The organism is Salmonella sp. 741265050_HSA (genome assembly GCF_046569445.1).
GTDB classification, from domain to species: Bacteria; Pseudomonadota; Gammaproteobacteria; order Enterobacterales; family Enterobacteriaceae; genus Salmonella; species Salmonella enterica.
This window is the reverse complement of record NZ_JBKFSV010000008.1, coordinates 134312-149459: the sequence shown is the minus strand read 5'-3', so window position 1 is coordinate 149459 and position 15148 is coordinate 134312. Positions and strand designations below refer to the sequence as shown.

Sequence of the window (15148 nt, the reverse complement as noted above, 5' to 3'; positions counted from 1 at the left end):
CGCTTACCCCTTCTGGTCTGGCGAGCTGTTCAACAAGGGGCGCGCCAGTGCCGCTGACCGCATCGAAATCGACATCAGTCACAGCGCGCTCGCCGGTGGGCTTCTTTGCGCTGACGGACAGTGGCGGCAGATTGTCACTATTGAGGACGCCCTTGCCGGTGGCTGCACCCTGTTCGACCTCGACCAGCTCAGACGCGAAAACAGTGATGAGGACTTTAAGAACCTGTTTATGTGCGAGTTTGTCGACGATAAGGCATCGGTATTCCCGTTCGAGGAGCTGCAGCGCTGCATGGTCGACGTGATGGAAACATGGGAGGACTTCGCCCCGTTCGCCGACCATCCATTCGGCTCGCGACCGGTCTGGATTGGCTACGACCCGTCCCACACCGGCGACAGTGCCGGATGTGTCGTACTCGCGCCGCCGGTGGTTTCGGGTGGCAAGTTTCGCATGCTGGAGCGTCACCAGTGGAAAGGCATGGACTTTGCCGCGCAGGCAGAAGGCATCCGCAGGCTCACTGAGAAATACAACGTCGAATACATCGGCATTGACGCAACAGGCCTCGGTCTCGGCGTATTCCAGTTGGTGCGCTCATTCTACCCGGCGGCACGCGGTATCCGTTACACGCCAGAAATGAAAACCGCAATGGTGCTCAAGGCGAAAGACACGATTCGCCGTGGCTGTCTGGAGTACGACGCCGGAGCAACTGATGTCACACAGTCGTTTATGTCCATCCGCAAAACCATGACCAGCAGCGGGCGCAGCGCCACCTATGAGGCCAGCCGCACCGAGGAAGCCAGTCACGCTGATATCGCATGGGCTACCATGCACGCCCTGTTAAACGAACCGCTTTCTGCCGGTAGCGGCATGCAGCCTAAATCTATTCTGGAGTTCAACTAATGGGTAAGCAAAAATCCCGTAAAGCCGCCGCGCAGAAAGCCCGCGCACCACAGCAACTAAAAGCCAGCGCACCGCAAAAAATGGAAGCGTTCACCTTCGGTGAGCCGGTGCCGGTACTCGATAAGCGCGACATTCTGGATTACGTCGAGTGCATCAGTAACGGCAAATGGTACGAGCCGCCGGTCAGCTTCTCCGGGCTGGCAAAAAGCCTGCGCTCTGCAGTGCATCACAGCTCACCGATTTACGTTAAACGCAACGTGCTCGCGAGCACCTACATTCCGCACCCGCTGCTGTCCCGTCAGGATTTCAGCCGCTTTGCGCTCGACTATCTGGTATTCGGTAACGCCTTTCTTGAGCAGCGCCACAGCGTCACCGGACAGTTAATAAAACTGCTGACTTCACCGGCAAAATACACCCGACGCGGGGTCGATGACTCGGTTTTCTGGTTTGTGGAAAACTTCACTCAGCCGCATGAATTCGCACCCGATACCGTGTTCCACCTGCTGGAGCCTGATATTAATCAGGAGATTTACGGCCTGCCTGAATATCTCAGCGCACTTAATTCCGCCTGGCTGAATGAATCCGCAACGCTGTTCCGCCGCAAGTATTACCAGAACGGCGCGCACGCAGGTTACATCATGTATGTGACTGACCCGGCGCAAAGCGCGACTGACGTCGAATCGCTGCGCGATGCAATGCGTAACTCTAAAGGGCTCGGCAACTTTAAAAACCTGTTTTTCTACTCACCGAACGGGAAACCGGACGGCATAAAAATCGTGCCATTGAGCGAAGTCGCCACAAAGGATGACTTTTTCAACATCAAGAAAGCCAGCGCCGCTGACCTCATGGATGCGCACCGCGTACCGTTCCAGCTCATGGGCGGCAAGCCTGAGAATATCGGCTCAATGGGTGATGTTGAGAAGGTGGCAAAGGTCTTTGTGCGTAACGAGTTATCACCCTTACAGGACAGATTCAGGGAGGTAAACGACTGGCTCGGCATGGAGGTCATCAGGTTCAAAGAGTACACCCTCGACAACCCGGAATAACTTAGGTCAGCTTAATCTCTGCGCTCATCATTGAAGATACAATCTGCGAAAGCTATAGTGCATCAGATATCAAAATAATGGATGCGGAGATTAATATTTTGGAAACTAATTTTGAAATAACCCTGGAAGGTTTCGCTACTGAAGAAGAAGCAAATAATATCGGTAGGTTCACGCTAGAAGCCATCCGGGCTTTAAATAACAATCTCAACCTTGAAATCTCAAAATTAAAATGCATTGTTATTTCCTATAACTTTAGCGAAGCCCTTCAAAAGATAACATCCACTTACCAACACAAATCTCCTAGTTCATACACCAATAGCAAACAGGGTGCAGCCGTCGGACAATTAGTATCAAAAATTGGCAATGATGGGCTATGTGAAGAATATACCCTTGTACTATCTATTGAATTTTTTGCTGAGCTTTTCAATGATGGAAGCTTCTTAAAATTGAACGAAGAAGGATACCGCGCAGTCATCCATCGTATTCACCATGAATTAGTGCACGTACATGAAAAAAACTTACTAACATGCTTAGCCCAAAACTTTACGGTCAACGAGTATGGCAGCGCGCTTCTTATCTCAGCCACGCGTGCATGGTCTGAATATCTCGCTAATTACATGTCTTCAGGGTCAGCCCCTCAAGAGACTATCGATTTATTTCTAGAGAATCTTGATACCGTTGTAAATGAAGTATCTGACGAGATTGGAAAACTCATCTGGGACTATAAATGCTATAATACGCCTCTGAGTGAAATGTATCTCGAAGTAAAAAAACGCATCAGGCTTATCATCAACTCTTATGCTTATGCGATGGGTTATGTCCACTCTCTAAATATCAATATTAAAGAATACGATCCAAAGCTATCCCTTACACTATCCAACTCAAAGATAAGATATCAATTATCAGAATTAGGCATTGCTTTTCAGAATCTTTATGGCAAGTTTAATGACCAGCACATTACAGGTTTTGATGATTATCGGGAAATAACAATAGTCATTAGTGAAATATTCAAGCAGTTTGGGCTTGTTTTAGAGTGTCCCGATTGGTCTAGTGACTGTGAACTCTACATACATGTAAATTAGTTTAATCATTGTAAAAACATTAGCAGTTTGAATCTCGCCATTCCTGTTAAGCCGCTGTCTCTAGGCGGCTTTTCCATGCACACCACCGTCACGCCTCAGACGCGCCACGCGCGCACAACCACCCCCGACCACCAACGAACCGACAGCGACCACGAAAGCGCCATCACGACGCGCTCAGACGATAATTTTTAATATTACGCACCACCGCTGGCGCGCAATGCTTTCCCCGCCACGCCTGCCCGCTTTATGGGGCGGTTTTAATGCAGTTGCATCAACACTCTGAAGCCGCGCCAGCGCTGGCGTCGTTCACTCACGACATGACAGGAAAAAACATGCAATTTGATGCTATTTAATGCGTTTTATATATCCATATCTTTACCAGACATTTCCTTATATTTCTCCCGTATTTTTATTTGTTTTTCATAGCTAGCTTTCATCACTCTCAACAACCCTTCAGGTATCCTTAGTTTGTATTGCTTCATTGATGTTTTAACCACAAAGAAACCACTCCGGAAAGTTGGACTCCCTTTGGTGCTCAGTTCATGATAGAACTTCATATTTGCCTGTTGTGCATCAGGATAAAAGGCAAATTTCCATATCTCACCTATTTGGTATAAAGAATACGGGATTGGTAGCCCATTGGCCTTTAGTTTATTTATATTTAAGTAACCATCCACCCCACTAATCTCTAAGCAAAACTCTTGTATATGCGCCGGAATACTCCGCATATTTTTCACTTCTACAACTGCACAATGATTTTCATTATTATCGCTCGGGTAAGATTTATAGGATAAGGTTAATTTTTCAATATTATTTTGTGATGATTGATATGTCGCATACAGTGAAATGATTACTGCGAATGATGTTGCAATTCCTGAAACCCATCCGCCTAACATAGTTAAATAAGCAACAGCATCTTTATGCTCTGGTTTCGACCATTCAGCCTGAATAGAACCTAGCCATAACCCTAGAACAAAAATACAAACACCGACAAGTACAAATGTAATCACTTTCCAAAGCATTTTTTGACCTCAGTTTAATTTAGTCTAACGCCTCGCGTAGCTCGTTGTTCAACCCCGCCAGCCCTGAAAGCAAGTTTCAGCACCGGCGGCGTTTGTCACAATACTGGTTAATTGTCGAGTATCGAAACGACCTCGCCCGTTCGCACATCAACGCGCGCCGCTACGGTCTGCTTGACCACGCCACCATAAGCATTAGTGCCGCGAAACGTTGTTTTTACAACGGCATGCGGGTCTTTATTCAAAATCAGATGGTAGACCGTTGAAACATGCTTATAAGAGGAATCATCATTCATGCTGGCTTTTATCAGCTTCTCTAACGGGCGATAAGAGCCATCCCAACCACTAAAATTACCCTGAAATGCGTCAAGGTTGATTTTATTATTTAGGGACTGTGGATCCTTCTCGAAGTCGTTAAAACACCACTCCAACACATCACCGAGCTTTAACGCATCATCTTTCGTAAAAGTGTACTCACTCATACAGGCATAAAAAGCATCAGCAGAGCTTACCGGTACACCTTTGAAGCCAACATAACCTTTAACGATATCGTGCCGGGTTTCTTTTGGCTCATTGCGATATTCTTTGAGGGTCTTATCTGCGTACTCAAAGGTTGGCGTAGTCGGTTCCGCTTTAACCTCCGGCACGTCAGCTTTTGCCACAGTCTGACTTTTTTCAGACGGCCATAAGATTGAGCCAATAACACCCAGCGCCAGACAGCCACCGAGATAAACCGCACTGGAGCGCTTACGGTTCGGCATTCGAACCAGCGACGGCTTGATTAACCCCACAATAAAAGCAATAAAGAGAGCCAGAGATAAAAATGCTATTACGGTATCCATGATTTTCCTTTGTGTGTAATCCCCATACAAAACAACCCCATGCTATCAAACATGGGGTCGAGGGTTGCACATTTTTCAGGGATTAACGCCAACTCTCATCTTCCCACACTTCCTTAAGGATGCTATCCAGCGCTTCGCGGTCTGAATCTTTATCGAATCCCATCAGCTCGACACCGGTCATGGCTCCCTTTTTAACAGTAACGCGCGTTGAGGGGAAAACAGACTGTATTCGCTTGGTCAATTCGCATTGAAAAGCATCAATCACCGGCTGGCCTATTTTTTGGTCTTTGTCCAATGTGATATTTACTTTCACCTTGCCCTCATTTGCAAAGGTTCCATCAACAGGTGGCGCGGAAAAAACAACAGAAAAATTATTATTTTTCATTAGGTTGCCTCTTGCTATCTCCGCGATTAAATTCAATGCAATTTCACGATCTCTTTCCTTACAAGTACCTTCAGCAGTCAGACGCGCAATCATTTCGACCCGCTCAATCATAACGTGCTCATTTAGCTCTCTATCCACACAACCTCCATTACGAGATACTGTATATGCATACAGTAACACGTAATAACAAAAAGTGTGAAGAAAAAATCACAGTTAAACACACTGTATGTACATGATATGGATGAATATTAACGATTATATTTTCGTTGCTAGTTCAGCTAAAGCCGCAACACGATTGAGGATTATCCTAGCCTTAGCCTGATACGATGGTGCTGCGGTAAATATTTCTCCCTTGGCCGTTCCTCTCAACCATTTACCGTTAAAGCAACTTTTACCACCGGCCATCAGGTGCAGGGCTTCGCCCCGACTGATTGTGATGCCGGTAGTCAGATGTATCTCGTCGATAGTTTTCGCTATAGCTGCGTTTTGCTCATCCGTTCCGTGGATAAATTTTCGCCGTATTGCTGGCTTTTGCTTCCTGAGTCGGTTTGTCAGCTCTCGTTTTTCACGTCGACTTAGGGGTTTAGATAAATCGAGTTCCGGTGGATCGCTTTCGCTTCCCGTACAGTTATTGACAGAACTCCGAGAGGGCGCAGGAGCGCCCTTAACGTCAACGGCCAAATCAACGGCACGCTTCGGCACAATTTTCCACTGCGTTAGCCGGGTTAAAATCGGAGTGCCAGCACCAATAGCGGAATCGTATACGCCACGAATGCAGACGGTTTCCTCACCATACTGATTAAACTCGGTGCGCGGTTCATACAGTGTGCGCACCTGCAAATCATCGCGACGGACAAACGGCCCACCCTGCGCATTAACGTAACCAGCCCAGTCACCGGCGTCAGCGGCATCATGGACGGCGGCAAACTCAACGCTCAGACCGTGCGCGGCCTCGGTATCAGCGAGACGACGCAATTCACGGTAGACCGTCACCGGCGCACCGCCGATAAACTGAAACTGACGGATGTGCCAGCGCGCCGCCCATGCTGATACAGCGGGGGCTGTCTCTTTCAGCAGCTCACCGCTTTCGTCATCGATTTCACCATCGAGAGCATAACCGTCGATGTTTTTAGAAATGTATTTCGCGACATAGCCGGTAGCACTGCCTTTCTCCGGGTCGATAGCCTCAGCATAAAAGCGGGCTTTTTTAGCCTTATCACTTTTAAGTTCGTGGCGGTCTTCCTCCCATGCATAATCGCGGATGATGAGGCGCACGCGCTCGACGTCTTCTGGCAACATGAACATAAGCATGTGCCAATGCGGCGTTCCGTCGTGATGAGGCTCGGCAACACGTATGCCGAAAATGCGAATTTCTTCCCGATGTAGCTTGGCACGAATGCGCGCCCAAAGGCCGGCTAGGTAGCTCTGCGTGTCCGACGGGCTGGCGCCGTTCCATTTGCTGTTACGGTATCCCGCTTTAGTCGTGGCATGATATTTAGACGGTGCGGTCAGGGTGTAAAACTCCCCGACGTATCCGAGTTCATTGCAGATATTTTCAAACCCACGGATGCGGGTCATCAGCTCGCAGCGGCGTATCGCAGGGTTAGCGACCGAGCCGTCAAATTTTTCAATCAGGCTGATACGGTTGCCGTCTTCGTCTTCGAGATCCAGACCTTTGAGAAATTCACGAGTGCGGCGCTTTTGTTCACGCCAGTCAGTCACGCAGTTTTTACTCGCATAGGCATGCTTTTTCTTACTGACGTTACCGACAGTAATTTGCAGATGTTCGCGCCATGCAGCCGCAATGCGACGCAGACGACCACGCCACCACACATCGTTAAACATGCGAGCGATGGCCGGGGCGATTTCATCTTCTCCGACATATTTCTTTGTCACTCGCTCCCAATGCGGAGGGGTAACATTGAATTGCAGAGAAATAAAACCGGCGCGCATGTACCAGGTGTACAGCGTTTTAAGCTCGCTAAATCCGGTGTCATCAATGTCAGCCAGTTCAGCACGAATGAAATTAGCGATATCAGCAGCCAGTAGGTCAATATCGGCGCGCGACATATCCGGGAGGCGGTTATATCTGGCTACCATATTGACCATGCGTGATGCCAGATATTGCATAAGCTTGGTATCAAAATGGCCACCGAAAACAGCGGTTGATACATTGCTGTTGATGCCAACGCACTCGTATTTTTTTGCTACCAGTTCAAGACGTGGCAATGCCTTTTTGCAGAAGCTGATTAAAAAGTCATTGGCTCGTTGACTGCCCTGATTTTGTTCCAGCACTGCAGCGGTGCGATAAACATCAAATCGCACGCACTCTGGCTGGAGAGAAAGCACCTTTCTCGCATGCAGCAAAGCCGCGAACATACGGTCGCGGCGATACTGTTGGTCATAGGTAAGATATGGGCTGGCTATTGCCTGTTTTGGAAAATTCCATACAAAGGCATAATCAATCTCACCCGTAGCCTTTGCTGAGACAGGAGTGTCTATGACTTTATTCACTGAAGAAGATCCCACCCAACGCCGCTATGTTGATTTGATTACAGAGGTGACAGCTTTCGAAGCTACGAAAGAACCAATGAAGATCATTTCCGCATCCGACATGCTGGGCATTTGCGATGCTTTTCTTTCTGAGACTCAATGCCACATAGCAGACCGGCTACCTCTTTCAATAGCTGGTCGGCATGAGCTAGGTCGGAAAATTGAGTGGAATTGTCCACATAGCTGGAAACCACGCGAAGAATGGTCAATACATGTTCGGCACGCCTTACAAATTTTAAATCGACGTTATTTGGATACCCCAGTATCTCAACTGGATGACTGGCAGACCTGGGAAGAACTATCGACAGATATTCATGTGTCGGCTCGCTGTACTCGGCGGACTGTTGAGTTTTATCGCTCTGGCAATCCCCAGCATTTACCGATGTCGACTGAGCTTTTTGCTGTTCCCGAAGTTTTTTCAAAATTTGTAGCTTCGATTCTTTCGGGTGATATTCACCCTGTTTGGATGTGGCATGCTGACGCAGCCAAAACGCCGCGATGCCTCGATGGGCTTTATCCCAAATACGCGCCGCTTTCTTGAGCTGGCTTAGTGGTCTGGTAGTCATATCGCACCCCGATAGTGTTTTAATTTAAGTTCGGCGATTTGCTGGCAGGTCACGCAAAAAGCCACGCCCGGAATCGCAGCGCGGCGAGCTTCCGGGATTGGTGCATCACATTCTTCGCAAAGAAAACGGGAAGGCGCAGCGATACGGCTGCGCGCGTTGCTGATGTAGCGCTCGCGGTCTTCCTGCTCGCGCTTTTGTGCTAAATCCATTGCGTCGGCCATTAGTGCAGCTCCTGTGATTCATTCTCAAAGCGGGTTGCTTCACGACGCAGCAGTTCGGCAGCTTCGGTGCAGCTCATACCCTCTTTGGTGATATGGATAGCCAGCGCCTCAAGGCGGATGGAAACAGCGAGCGCGCGGTCTTTACGCTCTTCTTTTTTTGCATCGGTCAGCAATACGGCCAGCGCATCACTATCAGTGTTAAAACTACGGATTTCGGTATTACGCATAATTGATTCTCCTGATTTCGGGCAATAAGAAGCCCGGCGGGTTTACGCCAGATAATTTCTTTTGTTTAATTAGCTATAACCAAATACGACGGCTGGTTTACTTTTCAATTGGCTGATAATTTCAGCTTTCAGGCTATCTTTAAACTGCTTGCAGCACTCCCATTCCGGGTCAACTCGTAAAATTATCCCATCGCGGGTTTTAATTTCAAAACCGTCTTCCATGTTCGGAATCATGGCACCTAAAACAATCCTTAATTCATCGCGTGACATGTTTAACCCCTTTAATAATAAAGTGGACAATACGAATAATTAAAAAACCTGACGATTTCGGCGGCTTTGTTTTCAGCCCTTTTAATAATTCGGACTGTGAGTGGCTCGGGTGCCAGCGCTTGCCGTCCTTACCTGTGATCCAGCCGTGGCCGTAGTGCATGCCGGGGCTTTGCTTGACGAGCAGAGACGCGAATGACGGTTCACCTTTCAGCATACGCACCTCAAATAAGCCCGAACGATGCGCCAATACCGCTCATGGTATCGACCACGCTCGACATAGCGGGATTAGTCTGCAGACGCGCATGCAGCGTCAGGGCCGATAATGACAACATGCGAATGCCAGCATTAACGCTTTCAATCATGTTGTGCTTACGGGCAGAGGTCAGACGTTCATCAGATACCGCACCGCTTGCCAGTTCGCCGAGTTCACGCATTGCGCGCATGACATAAGACTGCAATTTATCTTTAGCCAGCTCATTAACCGGCACGCATGGCAGGCAATGAATCTGCGCCAGAAAACCATCAACAAGGGTTGAGTCTTCGGTCAGGTCAGTCAGCAGCCACAATTCAGGCGGCGTAAACTGGTGAGGCTGTTCCGGGTTGAGCTTGTTACGTAACGTTTGAACGTTCATACCTGCACGCTCGGCCAGCTTCGCCATGTTGTGACGCTGCGCAAAAGCCCGGCACGCTTCGTCATAGTGGGGATGTTTGGAAACCTGAAAATCAAACATGTTGCATCCTTCCAATTCACATAAAGTGAATTAAGCGCCGATGACGAGTTGAAAACGGGAATGACCCAACGCCTTACGCAACTGCTCTTCTTTCCAGCGTGCATAATAAATGCGAATCGGGCCACCTGCTTTCTTACAACCTTTCCGGATGGTACGTGGTTCGATTGGTACACAAGGGTTGTCGCCGGTTGTCCAGCGGTAGGCGGTGCGTTCAGAAACACCCTCAAGCTCTGCGAATTGTTGCAGAGTAACGATAGGTGCAGGCACTTTGATGATTGCGATTTCAGAAGCCATATTGCATGATTCCTTATTTGAAAATTTCTGACAGTGATTGCCAAAGTTTTGTCGACGCTTGCCATCAACTGCCACCAACAATCGAATCCTAATGCGATTATTAGCATTGGTCAACATGAGAATGCGATTTATGGACTTTGAAAGCCAAATATCAAACGAGGAAGTTTTAGACAGAATCTGTCAGGTCTACGGATTCACGCAGAAAATCCAGCTCGCTAATCATTTCAATATCGCAGCCAGCACGCTGCAAAACCGCTATACGCGGGACAACGTCTCCTATGATTTCGCTGCATTCTGCGCCCTTGAGACGGGCGTAAATATCCAATGGATCCTGACAGGGAAAGGCCCACAAAAATCAGATGAAAACTCAAAATCGTCTTACGAACTCCAGTCATTCACATTAAGTGAAGGTAGACTCACTAAAACTGGAATTTTGAATATCGATCCCGAGCTTTTCGAAAAGCCTTTGAAAAGTGCCATTTGTGTTAGAAGCGAGAACAAAAGCTACATCGCTGAGAAAGATGCACCTTTAGCTGACGGCTTCTGGATTGTTGATGTTGAGGGCGCAATCAGCCTCCGTGAGTTAACGGTTCTACCCGGTAAAAGGTTGCATGTGGCAGGTGGCAAAGTACCGTTTGAATGCGGGATTGATGAGATAAAAACGATTGGCCGTGTAGTGGGTGTATACAGCGAGGTTAATTGATGACTGTCCGTAAAAATCCGGCTGGCGGTTGGATTTGTGAGCTCTACCCAAACGGTGCAAAAGGCAAACGTATCAGAAAGAAATTCGCTACTAAGGGCGAGGCTCTGGCGTTTGAACAGCACACCGTTCAAAACCCGTGGCAGGAAGAAAAGGAAGACAGGCGCACGTTAAAAGAGCTGGTTGATTCATGGTATAGAGCTCATGGCATTACACTGAAAGACGGCTTGAAACGCCAGTTAGCCATGCACCATGCTTTTGAGTGTATGGGCGAACCACTCGCACGCGATTTCGATGCGCAGATGTTTTCCCGCTACCGAGAAAAACGGTTAAAAGGTGAGTATGCCCGTTCAAACAGAGTGAAAGAGGTATCACCTCGCACGCTTAATCTTGAGCTGGCCTACTTCCGGGCAGTGTTCAATGAGCTAAACCGCCTCGGAGAATGGAAGGGTGAAAACCCATTGAAAAATATGCGCCCATTCCGCACAGAAGAAATGGAAATGGCCTGGCTAACTCACGACCAAATTTCGCAACTGCTCGGAGAGTGTAATCGGCACGACCACCCTGATTTAGAAACCGTGGTAAGAATCTGTCTCGCCACTGGCGCACGGTGGTCTGAGGCCGAGAGCCTGAAAAAAAGCCAGCTCGCAAAATACAAAATCACATACACCAACACGAAAGGCAGAAAAAACCGCACCGTCCCAATCAGCAAAGAGCTCTATGAGTCTCTGCCTGATGATAAAAAAGGCCGGTTGTTTAGCGATTGTTATGGCGCGTTCCGATCAGCTCTGGAAAGAACAGGCATTGAACTACCGGCAGGACAGCTTACCCACGTTTTGCGCCATACCTTCGCCAGCCACTTTATGATGAATGGCGGTAATATTCTGGTCTTGCAACGCGTGCTCGGCCATACCGACATCAAAATGACGATGCGATATGCGCACTTCGCGCCAGACCATTTAGAAGATGCGGTTAAACTGAACCCTTTGAATGATGCAATCAACTCTTTTAAAAGTAAGCTTAAAAGTTAGAGGTTTAAAATGATAATTGGATTGTTTTTAAGATATTTTAAGACATACGGCGGAAATAACTATATTCCTTTATCAAGTGGAAGTAACTTCTGCGGTTTGATAGGAAACAATGGTATTGGAAAAAGCTCCGTTTTAGAGTCTTTAGATTCTTTCTTTAACAGCAAAAACTGGAATTTAAATACTGGTTTTAAAAAGGCATCTACAGGGACATTGTCACCTAATATAGTTCCTGTATTCATGATTAGAAAAGAAGAAATCCCAGAGCGTCACCAAGAGGCAGCGCAGTGGCTTACTCAGTTATCACTCAGTTTTGATGAGCGTAGTACTGGCGTTCCAATGACACCAACAACAAGGCCGCCAATCATTTCATTTATCGAGCATATAAAAAAAGTCGTTAGGAATAACGATATTAATAAATATTATATTCTGCCGTTAGGTTGCGACATTTCAGGTACAGTTAACCTTTCAATATTAAACTGTAAGTTACTTACTGAAATTATAAATCCACCAGCTGAAGAAATAGAAAACAATAAATTATCCAATCCTTCGTTAATTGATCATTTTCAAGGTCTCCTTGCATACTTAAAAGATAAGTATGAATACATCTATATACCAAAAGATATTGACCCAGAGACTTTTACCAAGCTAGAAACAAACGAAATTCAAAAACTGATGGGTGAGAGTTTAGAGCAAATTATTAGAGAAAAAATCCCAAATGAAACCATAACAAAAATAAATAATGGGTTAAATTCCTTTATTACACAAATTGAAAATGAACTTGAAATTTATAGCTATAGAACATCAGGTGATCGTCAACAGAATCTCAAGAGAAGAGATATATATAAACTCATCATTGATGCCTATTTCAGGATTAGAAAACTGAATAAAAGGGATTCAAGCTCTTGGATTGAAATTAACTCATTAAGTTCAGGGGAAAAACAAAAGGCGATTATTGATATAGCTCATGGTTTTCTTACGAATCATAGAGAAAATGGAGATCATTTACTAATAGCAATTGACGAACCTGAGTGCTCACTTCATATGTCGGCATGTTTCGAACAATTTGAAAATTTATATAATATAAGTAAAAATTGTTGTCAGCTAGTATTCACCACACATTGGTATGGGTATCTTCCCACGGTTGAAGATGGTTGCTCAACTTCAATTATAAAAGAGAATCAAACACATCATTTCACCTTATATGACTTAGCTGGTTATCGTGAAGAAATTAAAAAGAAAACTAAGGAAAACAGTAATAAAATCCCATACGACATTCGATTGAAAAGCACAAACGATCTGATACAATCAATAATATCCAGCACCTTAGCTGAAGCCCCTTATAATTGGTTGATTTGTGAGGGTTCAACCGAAAAACTTTATCTCGGTTATTACTTGCGGGATTTAGTAGCCACAAAAAGATTAAGAATTGTTCCTGTTGGGGGGGCTAAAGAGGTTAAAAAGATTTTCCAACTATTAGAAGCCAGTCATGATGATCTTAGAAAAGACATTAATGGAAAAGTTTTTTTATTGTCAGATACTGACCGCGAACTGGTAAATTATCATGTGAATAACATTGAAAAGATAAAATGCAAACGCATTATCAACGACCCAACAACTAATGATACTATTTTAGTTGATATTCACTCAAATAAAGTTTCTCCTCCTACAGAAATAGAAAATTGCCTGAATGGCTTTACTTTCGTACGTACAGTAAAAGATTTCATACACAAATACCCTGAGTTCGAATATCTAGATGAACTTCTGGAAGGAAAAACGATAGATGATACTAACTTAAATTCTTTTTACACCATGGACTTACGTCCACGTGAAGAAGTCATTCTAGATCGTTTTTTCAATACTGATGGCATTAAATACTCATTCGCAAAGAGATACATTCATATTGATCAATATTTAAATGAAAAAACTGGAACCGTTACTCCTACACCAGCTTGGATTGAAGAGATAAAACGTTTCTTCGAATAACATATTCCTCCCCTTATTCATAACTGGATAGGGGGTCACACTGCTCCTACTCATTCCAGCCATGCATGTAACAAGATTTAGCACCTCCTTGTTTGATGGCGATAAAATGGCGGTAGAAATGGCGAATCATGGATAATCATTGGCAAACACTGGCAATCTATGTCAATGATAAATAACACAACCTATTGATTTTCGGTTGTTACGGTAGGAACTCATAATCGCTTGGTCGCTGGTTCAAGTCCAGCAGGGGCCACCAAATTTTAGCTTTAAAATCATATAATTAAGCCACTCTAAAGAGTGGCTTTTTTGTTTCTGACAGGGCTCGCCCCATACCGCTATTTACGATGCCAATAGGCTGCCGCACGTACCAAGTGTGGATCAAACCCCTTTTCAAAGCACTGACTTAAACGTTTTACCGTTTTGCCTTCGCCAGTAATCCAGATGAAATAGTCTGATTCTGGTATTGTCAGCTGCGACAGGCGCGTTTGCATTGCCTGTTCATCGCCGCCAACAACATATTCCACAGTAATGTCCGTCAAATGGGCGAGATAATCGCAGTATGCCGCATCCTGAATGCTCACCAGCGCGGTTACCGCAGGGCGCGCAGGCAGACGGCTAAGCGATTCCAGACGACGACGTAGCGCAGGCATACCGGACTCATCGCAGACATAAACCTGACAAGCATAATCTTCCGGCACCACCAGCGAACCGCGCGGCCCGCCAATCGTCAGTGTATCGCCTTCACGGGCTTCCATTGCCCAACGGCTGGCTACGCCGCCATCGTGGATAAAGAAATCCAGCGCCAGCTCGCGACGCGCCTCGTCATACAGCGGCGTGTAATCCCTGGAGACCGGACGAACGCCCTCCCCCCAGATAATGCCTTCCTCAGTGACTGTCGGGGGCGTAAAGCGACAGCCTGGCTCAGGGAAAAAAACTTTCGTGTGATCGTCAAAGCCCAGGGAGGTGAAACCGTCCAGCGCCTCGCCGCCAAGTACGATCCGCTGAAATCCTGCGCTAATACGTTCTACCCGCAGAACGGTCAGCTCGCGAAAACGCAGTTCATTACGAACACGCTGTGGATAGCGTGCGGATGATGTCGTCATTTTTTGCCTTCGTGAAATAATACGATATATCTAAATTAAATTTTTAAATGATAATGATTGTTAATCAGTAAAAATGCAACTGTTTTTTGATAGTATTCTGGCAACGCATTGCTAACTATAACCTTAAAATAAAACGTTATAAATTAATAGATTATAGCAAAAAGCGCTTTTGACCTTGCTAAAAGCCATTATTTAGA

18 protein-coding genes are annotated in these 15148 nt (G+C 46.2%); 7 read left to right on the top strand and 11 right to left on the bottom strand.

Features of this window, described 5'->3' with window-relative positions:
• From ACLD4F_RS15155 to ACLD4F_RS15145, 3 genes are all read left to right on the top strand, one after another.
• A partial coding sequence (locus tag ACLD4F_RS15155; RefSeq protein ID WP_411010912.1) for a terminase large subunit domain-containing protein occupies window positions 1-898 on the top strand: 898 nt, incomplete at its 5' end.
• On the top strand, window positions 898-1944 hold the full coding sequence (locus tag ACLD4F_RS15150) for a phage portal protein (protein ID WP_000517958.1): 1047 nt from the start codon (window positions 898-900) through the stop codon (window positions 1942-1944). The genes ACLD4F_RS15155 and ACLD4F_RS15150, both read left to right, overlap by 1 nt.
• 77 nt (window positions 1945-2021) lie before the next feature.
• Entirely contained in the window at window positions 2022-3026 is a 1005-nt protein-coding gene (locus ACLD4F_RS15145; protein ID WP_058342599.1) for a hypothetical protein, read from the top strand.
• 359 nt (window positions 3027-3385) lie between these two features.
• Here ACLD4F_RS15145 and ACLD4F_RS15140 read toward each other — a convergent pair whose 3' ends face one another.
• The 4 genes from ACLD4F_RS15140 to ACLD4F_RS15125 all read right to left on the bottom strand — a co-directional run bounded on the left by ACLD4F_RS15140 (window position 3386) and on the right by ACLD4F_RS15125 (window position 7651).
• The gene (locus ACLD4F_RS15140) at window positions 3386-4048 is read right to left on the bottom strand and encodes a hypothetical protein (RefSeq protein ID WP_223156195.1); all 663 of its coding nucleotides are present in this window, start codon (window positions 4046-4048) and stop codon (window positions 3386-3388) included.
• Window positions 4049-4155: 107 nt separating this feature from the next.
• Window positions 4156-4887 carry a hypothetical protein gene (locus tag ACLD4F_RS15135; RefSeq protein WP_079961387.1) on the bottom strand — a complete coding sequence of 244 codons (732 nt, stop codon included), beginning with the start codon at window positions 4885-4887 and terminating at the stop codon, window positions 4156-4158.
• 82 nt (window positions 4888-4969) lie between these two features.
• Entirely contained in the window at window positions 4970-5410 is a 441-nt protein-coding gene (locus ACLD4F_RS15130) for a DinI-like family protein (protein ID WP_023172496.1), read from the bottom strand.
• A 117-nt stretch (window positions 5411-5527) separates the two neighbouring features.
• Window positions 5528-7651 (bottom strand): replication endonuclease, encoded by a 2124-nt coding sequence (locus ACLD4F_RS15125; RefSeq protein WP_259468634.1) that lies wholly within the window; start codon window positions 7649-7651, stop codon window positions 5528-5530.
• 121 nt (window positions 7652-7772) lie between these two features.
• On the opposite strand from ACLD4F_RS15125, the gene ACLD4F_RS15120 reads away from it, so the two are divergent.
• Window positions 7773-8366, top strand: a complete 594-nt coding sequence (locus ACLD4F_RS15120) for a hypothetical protein (protein WP_157971876.1) — start codon at window positions 7773-7775, stop codon at window positions 8364-8366.
• 21 nt (window positions 8367-8387) lie between these two features.
• Here the strand turns inward: ACLD4F_RS15120 and ACLD4F_RS15115 are convergent, their stop codons facing one another.
• The 6 genes from ACLD4F_RS15115 to ACLD4F_RS15090 form a co-directional block, all read right to left on the bottom strand.
• Window positions 8388-8612: a TraR/DksA family transcriptional regulator gene (locus tag ACLD4F_RS15115; RefSeq protein WP_023172502.1), complete on the bottom strand. Its 225-nt coding sequence runs from the start codon at window positions 8610-8612 to the stop codon at window positions 8388-8390.
• Window positions 8612-8839, bottom strand: coding sequence for a DUF2732 domain-containing protein (locus ACLD4F_RS15110; RefSeq protein WP_058671291.1), 228 nt, complete (start codon window positions 8837-8839; stop codon window positions 8612-8614). Before ACLD4F_RS15110 ends, ACLD4F_RS15115 begins: the two co-directional genes overlap by 1 nt.
• Window positions 8840-8908: 69 nt before the next feature.
• Window positions 8909-9109, bottom strand: coding sequence for a hypothetical protein (locus ACLD4F_RS15105; protein ID WP_000085639.1), 201 nt, complete (start codon window positions 9107-9109; stop codon window positions 8909-8911).
• The gene (locus tag ACLD4F_RS15100; RefSeq protein WP_023172506.1) at window positions 9096-9323 is read right to left on the bottom strand and encodes a phage filamentation protein Fil family protein; all 228 of its coding nucleotides are present in this window, start codon (window positions 9321-9323) and stop codon (window positions 9096-9098) included. The genes ACLD4F_RS15105 and ACLD4F_RS15100 overlap by 14 nt, the downstream gene beginning before the upstream one ends.
• 7 nt (window positions 9324-9330) lie before the next feature.
• Complete coding sequence (locus tag ACLD4F_RS15095) at window positions 9331-9840, bottom strand: phage regulatory CII family protein (protein ID WP_058342600.1); 510 nt, start codon at window positions 9838-9840, stop codon at window positions 9331-9333.
• Window positions 9841-9870: 30 nt separating this feature from the next.
• On the bottom strand, window positions 9871-10134 hold the full coding sequence (locus tag ACLD4F_RS15090; protein WP_001630878.1) for a hypothetical protein: 264 nt from the start codon (window positions 10132-10134) through the stop codon (window positions 9871-9873).
• Window positions 10135-10264: 130 nt separating this feature from the next.
• Between ACLD4F_RS15090 and ACLD4F_RS15085 the strand changes: the two genes are divergently transcribed.
• Genes ACLD4F_RS15085 through ACLD4F_RS15075 form a run of 3 tightly spaced genes read left to right on the top strand, consistent with a single transcriptional unit; the run spans window position 10265 to window position 13848 of the window.
• Entirely contained in the window at window positions 10265-10837 is a 573-nt protein-coding gene (locus ACLD4F_RS15085; RefSeq protein WP_043986448.1) for a phage repressor protein CI, read from the top strand.
• Entirely contained in the window at window positions 10837-11865 is a 1029-nt protein-coding gene (locus ACLD4F_RS15080) for a tyrosine-type recombinase/integrase (RefSeq protein ID WP_001524901.1), read from the top strand. The genes ACLD4F_RS15085 and ACLD4F_RS15080 overlap by 1 nt, the downstream gene beginning before the upstream one ends.
• 9 nt (window positions 11866-11874) lie before the next feature.
• The gene (locus tag ACLD4F_RS15075) at window positions 11875-13848 is read left to right on the top strand and encodes an AAA family ATPase (protein ID WP_058342601.1); all 1974 of its coding nucleotides are present in this window, start codon (window positions 11875-11877) and stop codon (window positions 13846-13848) included.
• 335 nt (window positions 13849-14183) lie between these two features.
• Here the strand turns inward: ACLD4F_RS15075 and ACLD4F_RS15070 are convergent, their stop codons facing one another.
• On the bottom strand, window positions 14184-14951 hold the full coding sequence (locus tag ACLD4F_RS15070; RefSeq protein WP_079943894.1) for a siderophore-interacting protein: 768 nt from the start codon (window positions 14949-14951) through the stop codon (window positions 14184-14186).
• Window positions 14952-15148 lie beyond the last annotated feature (197 nt).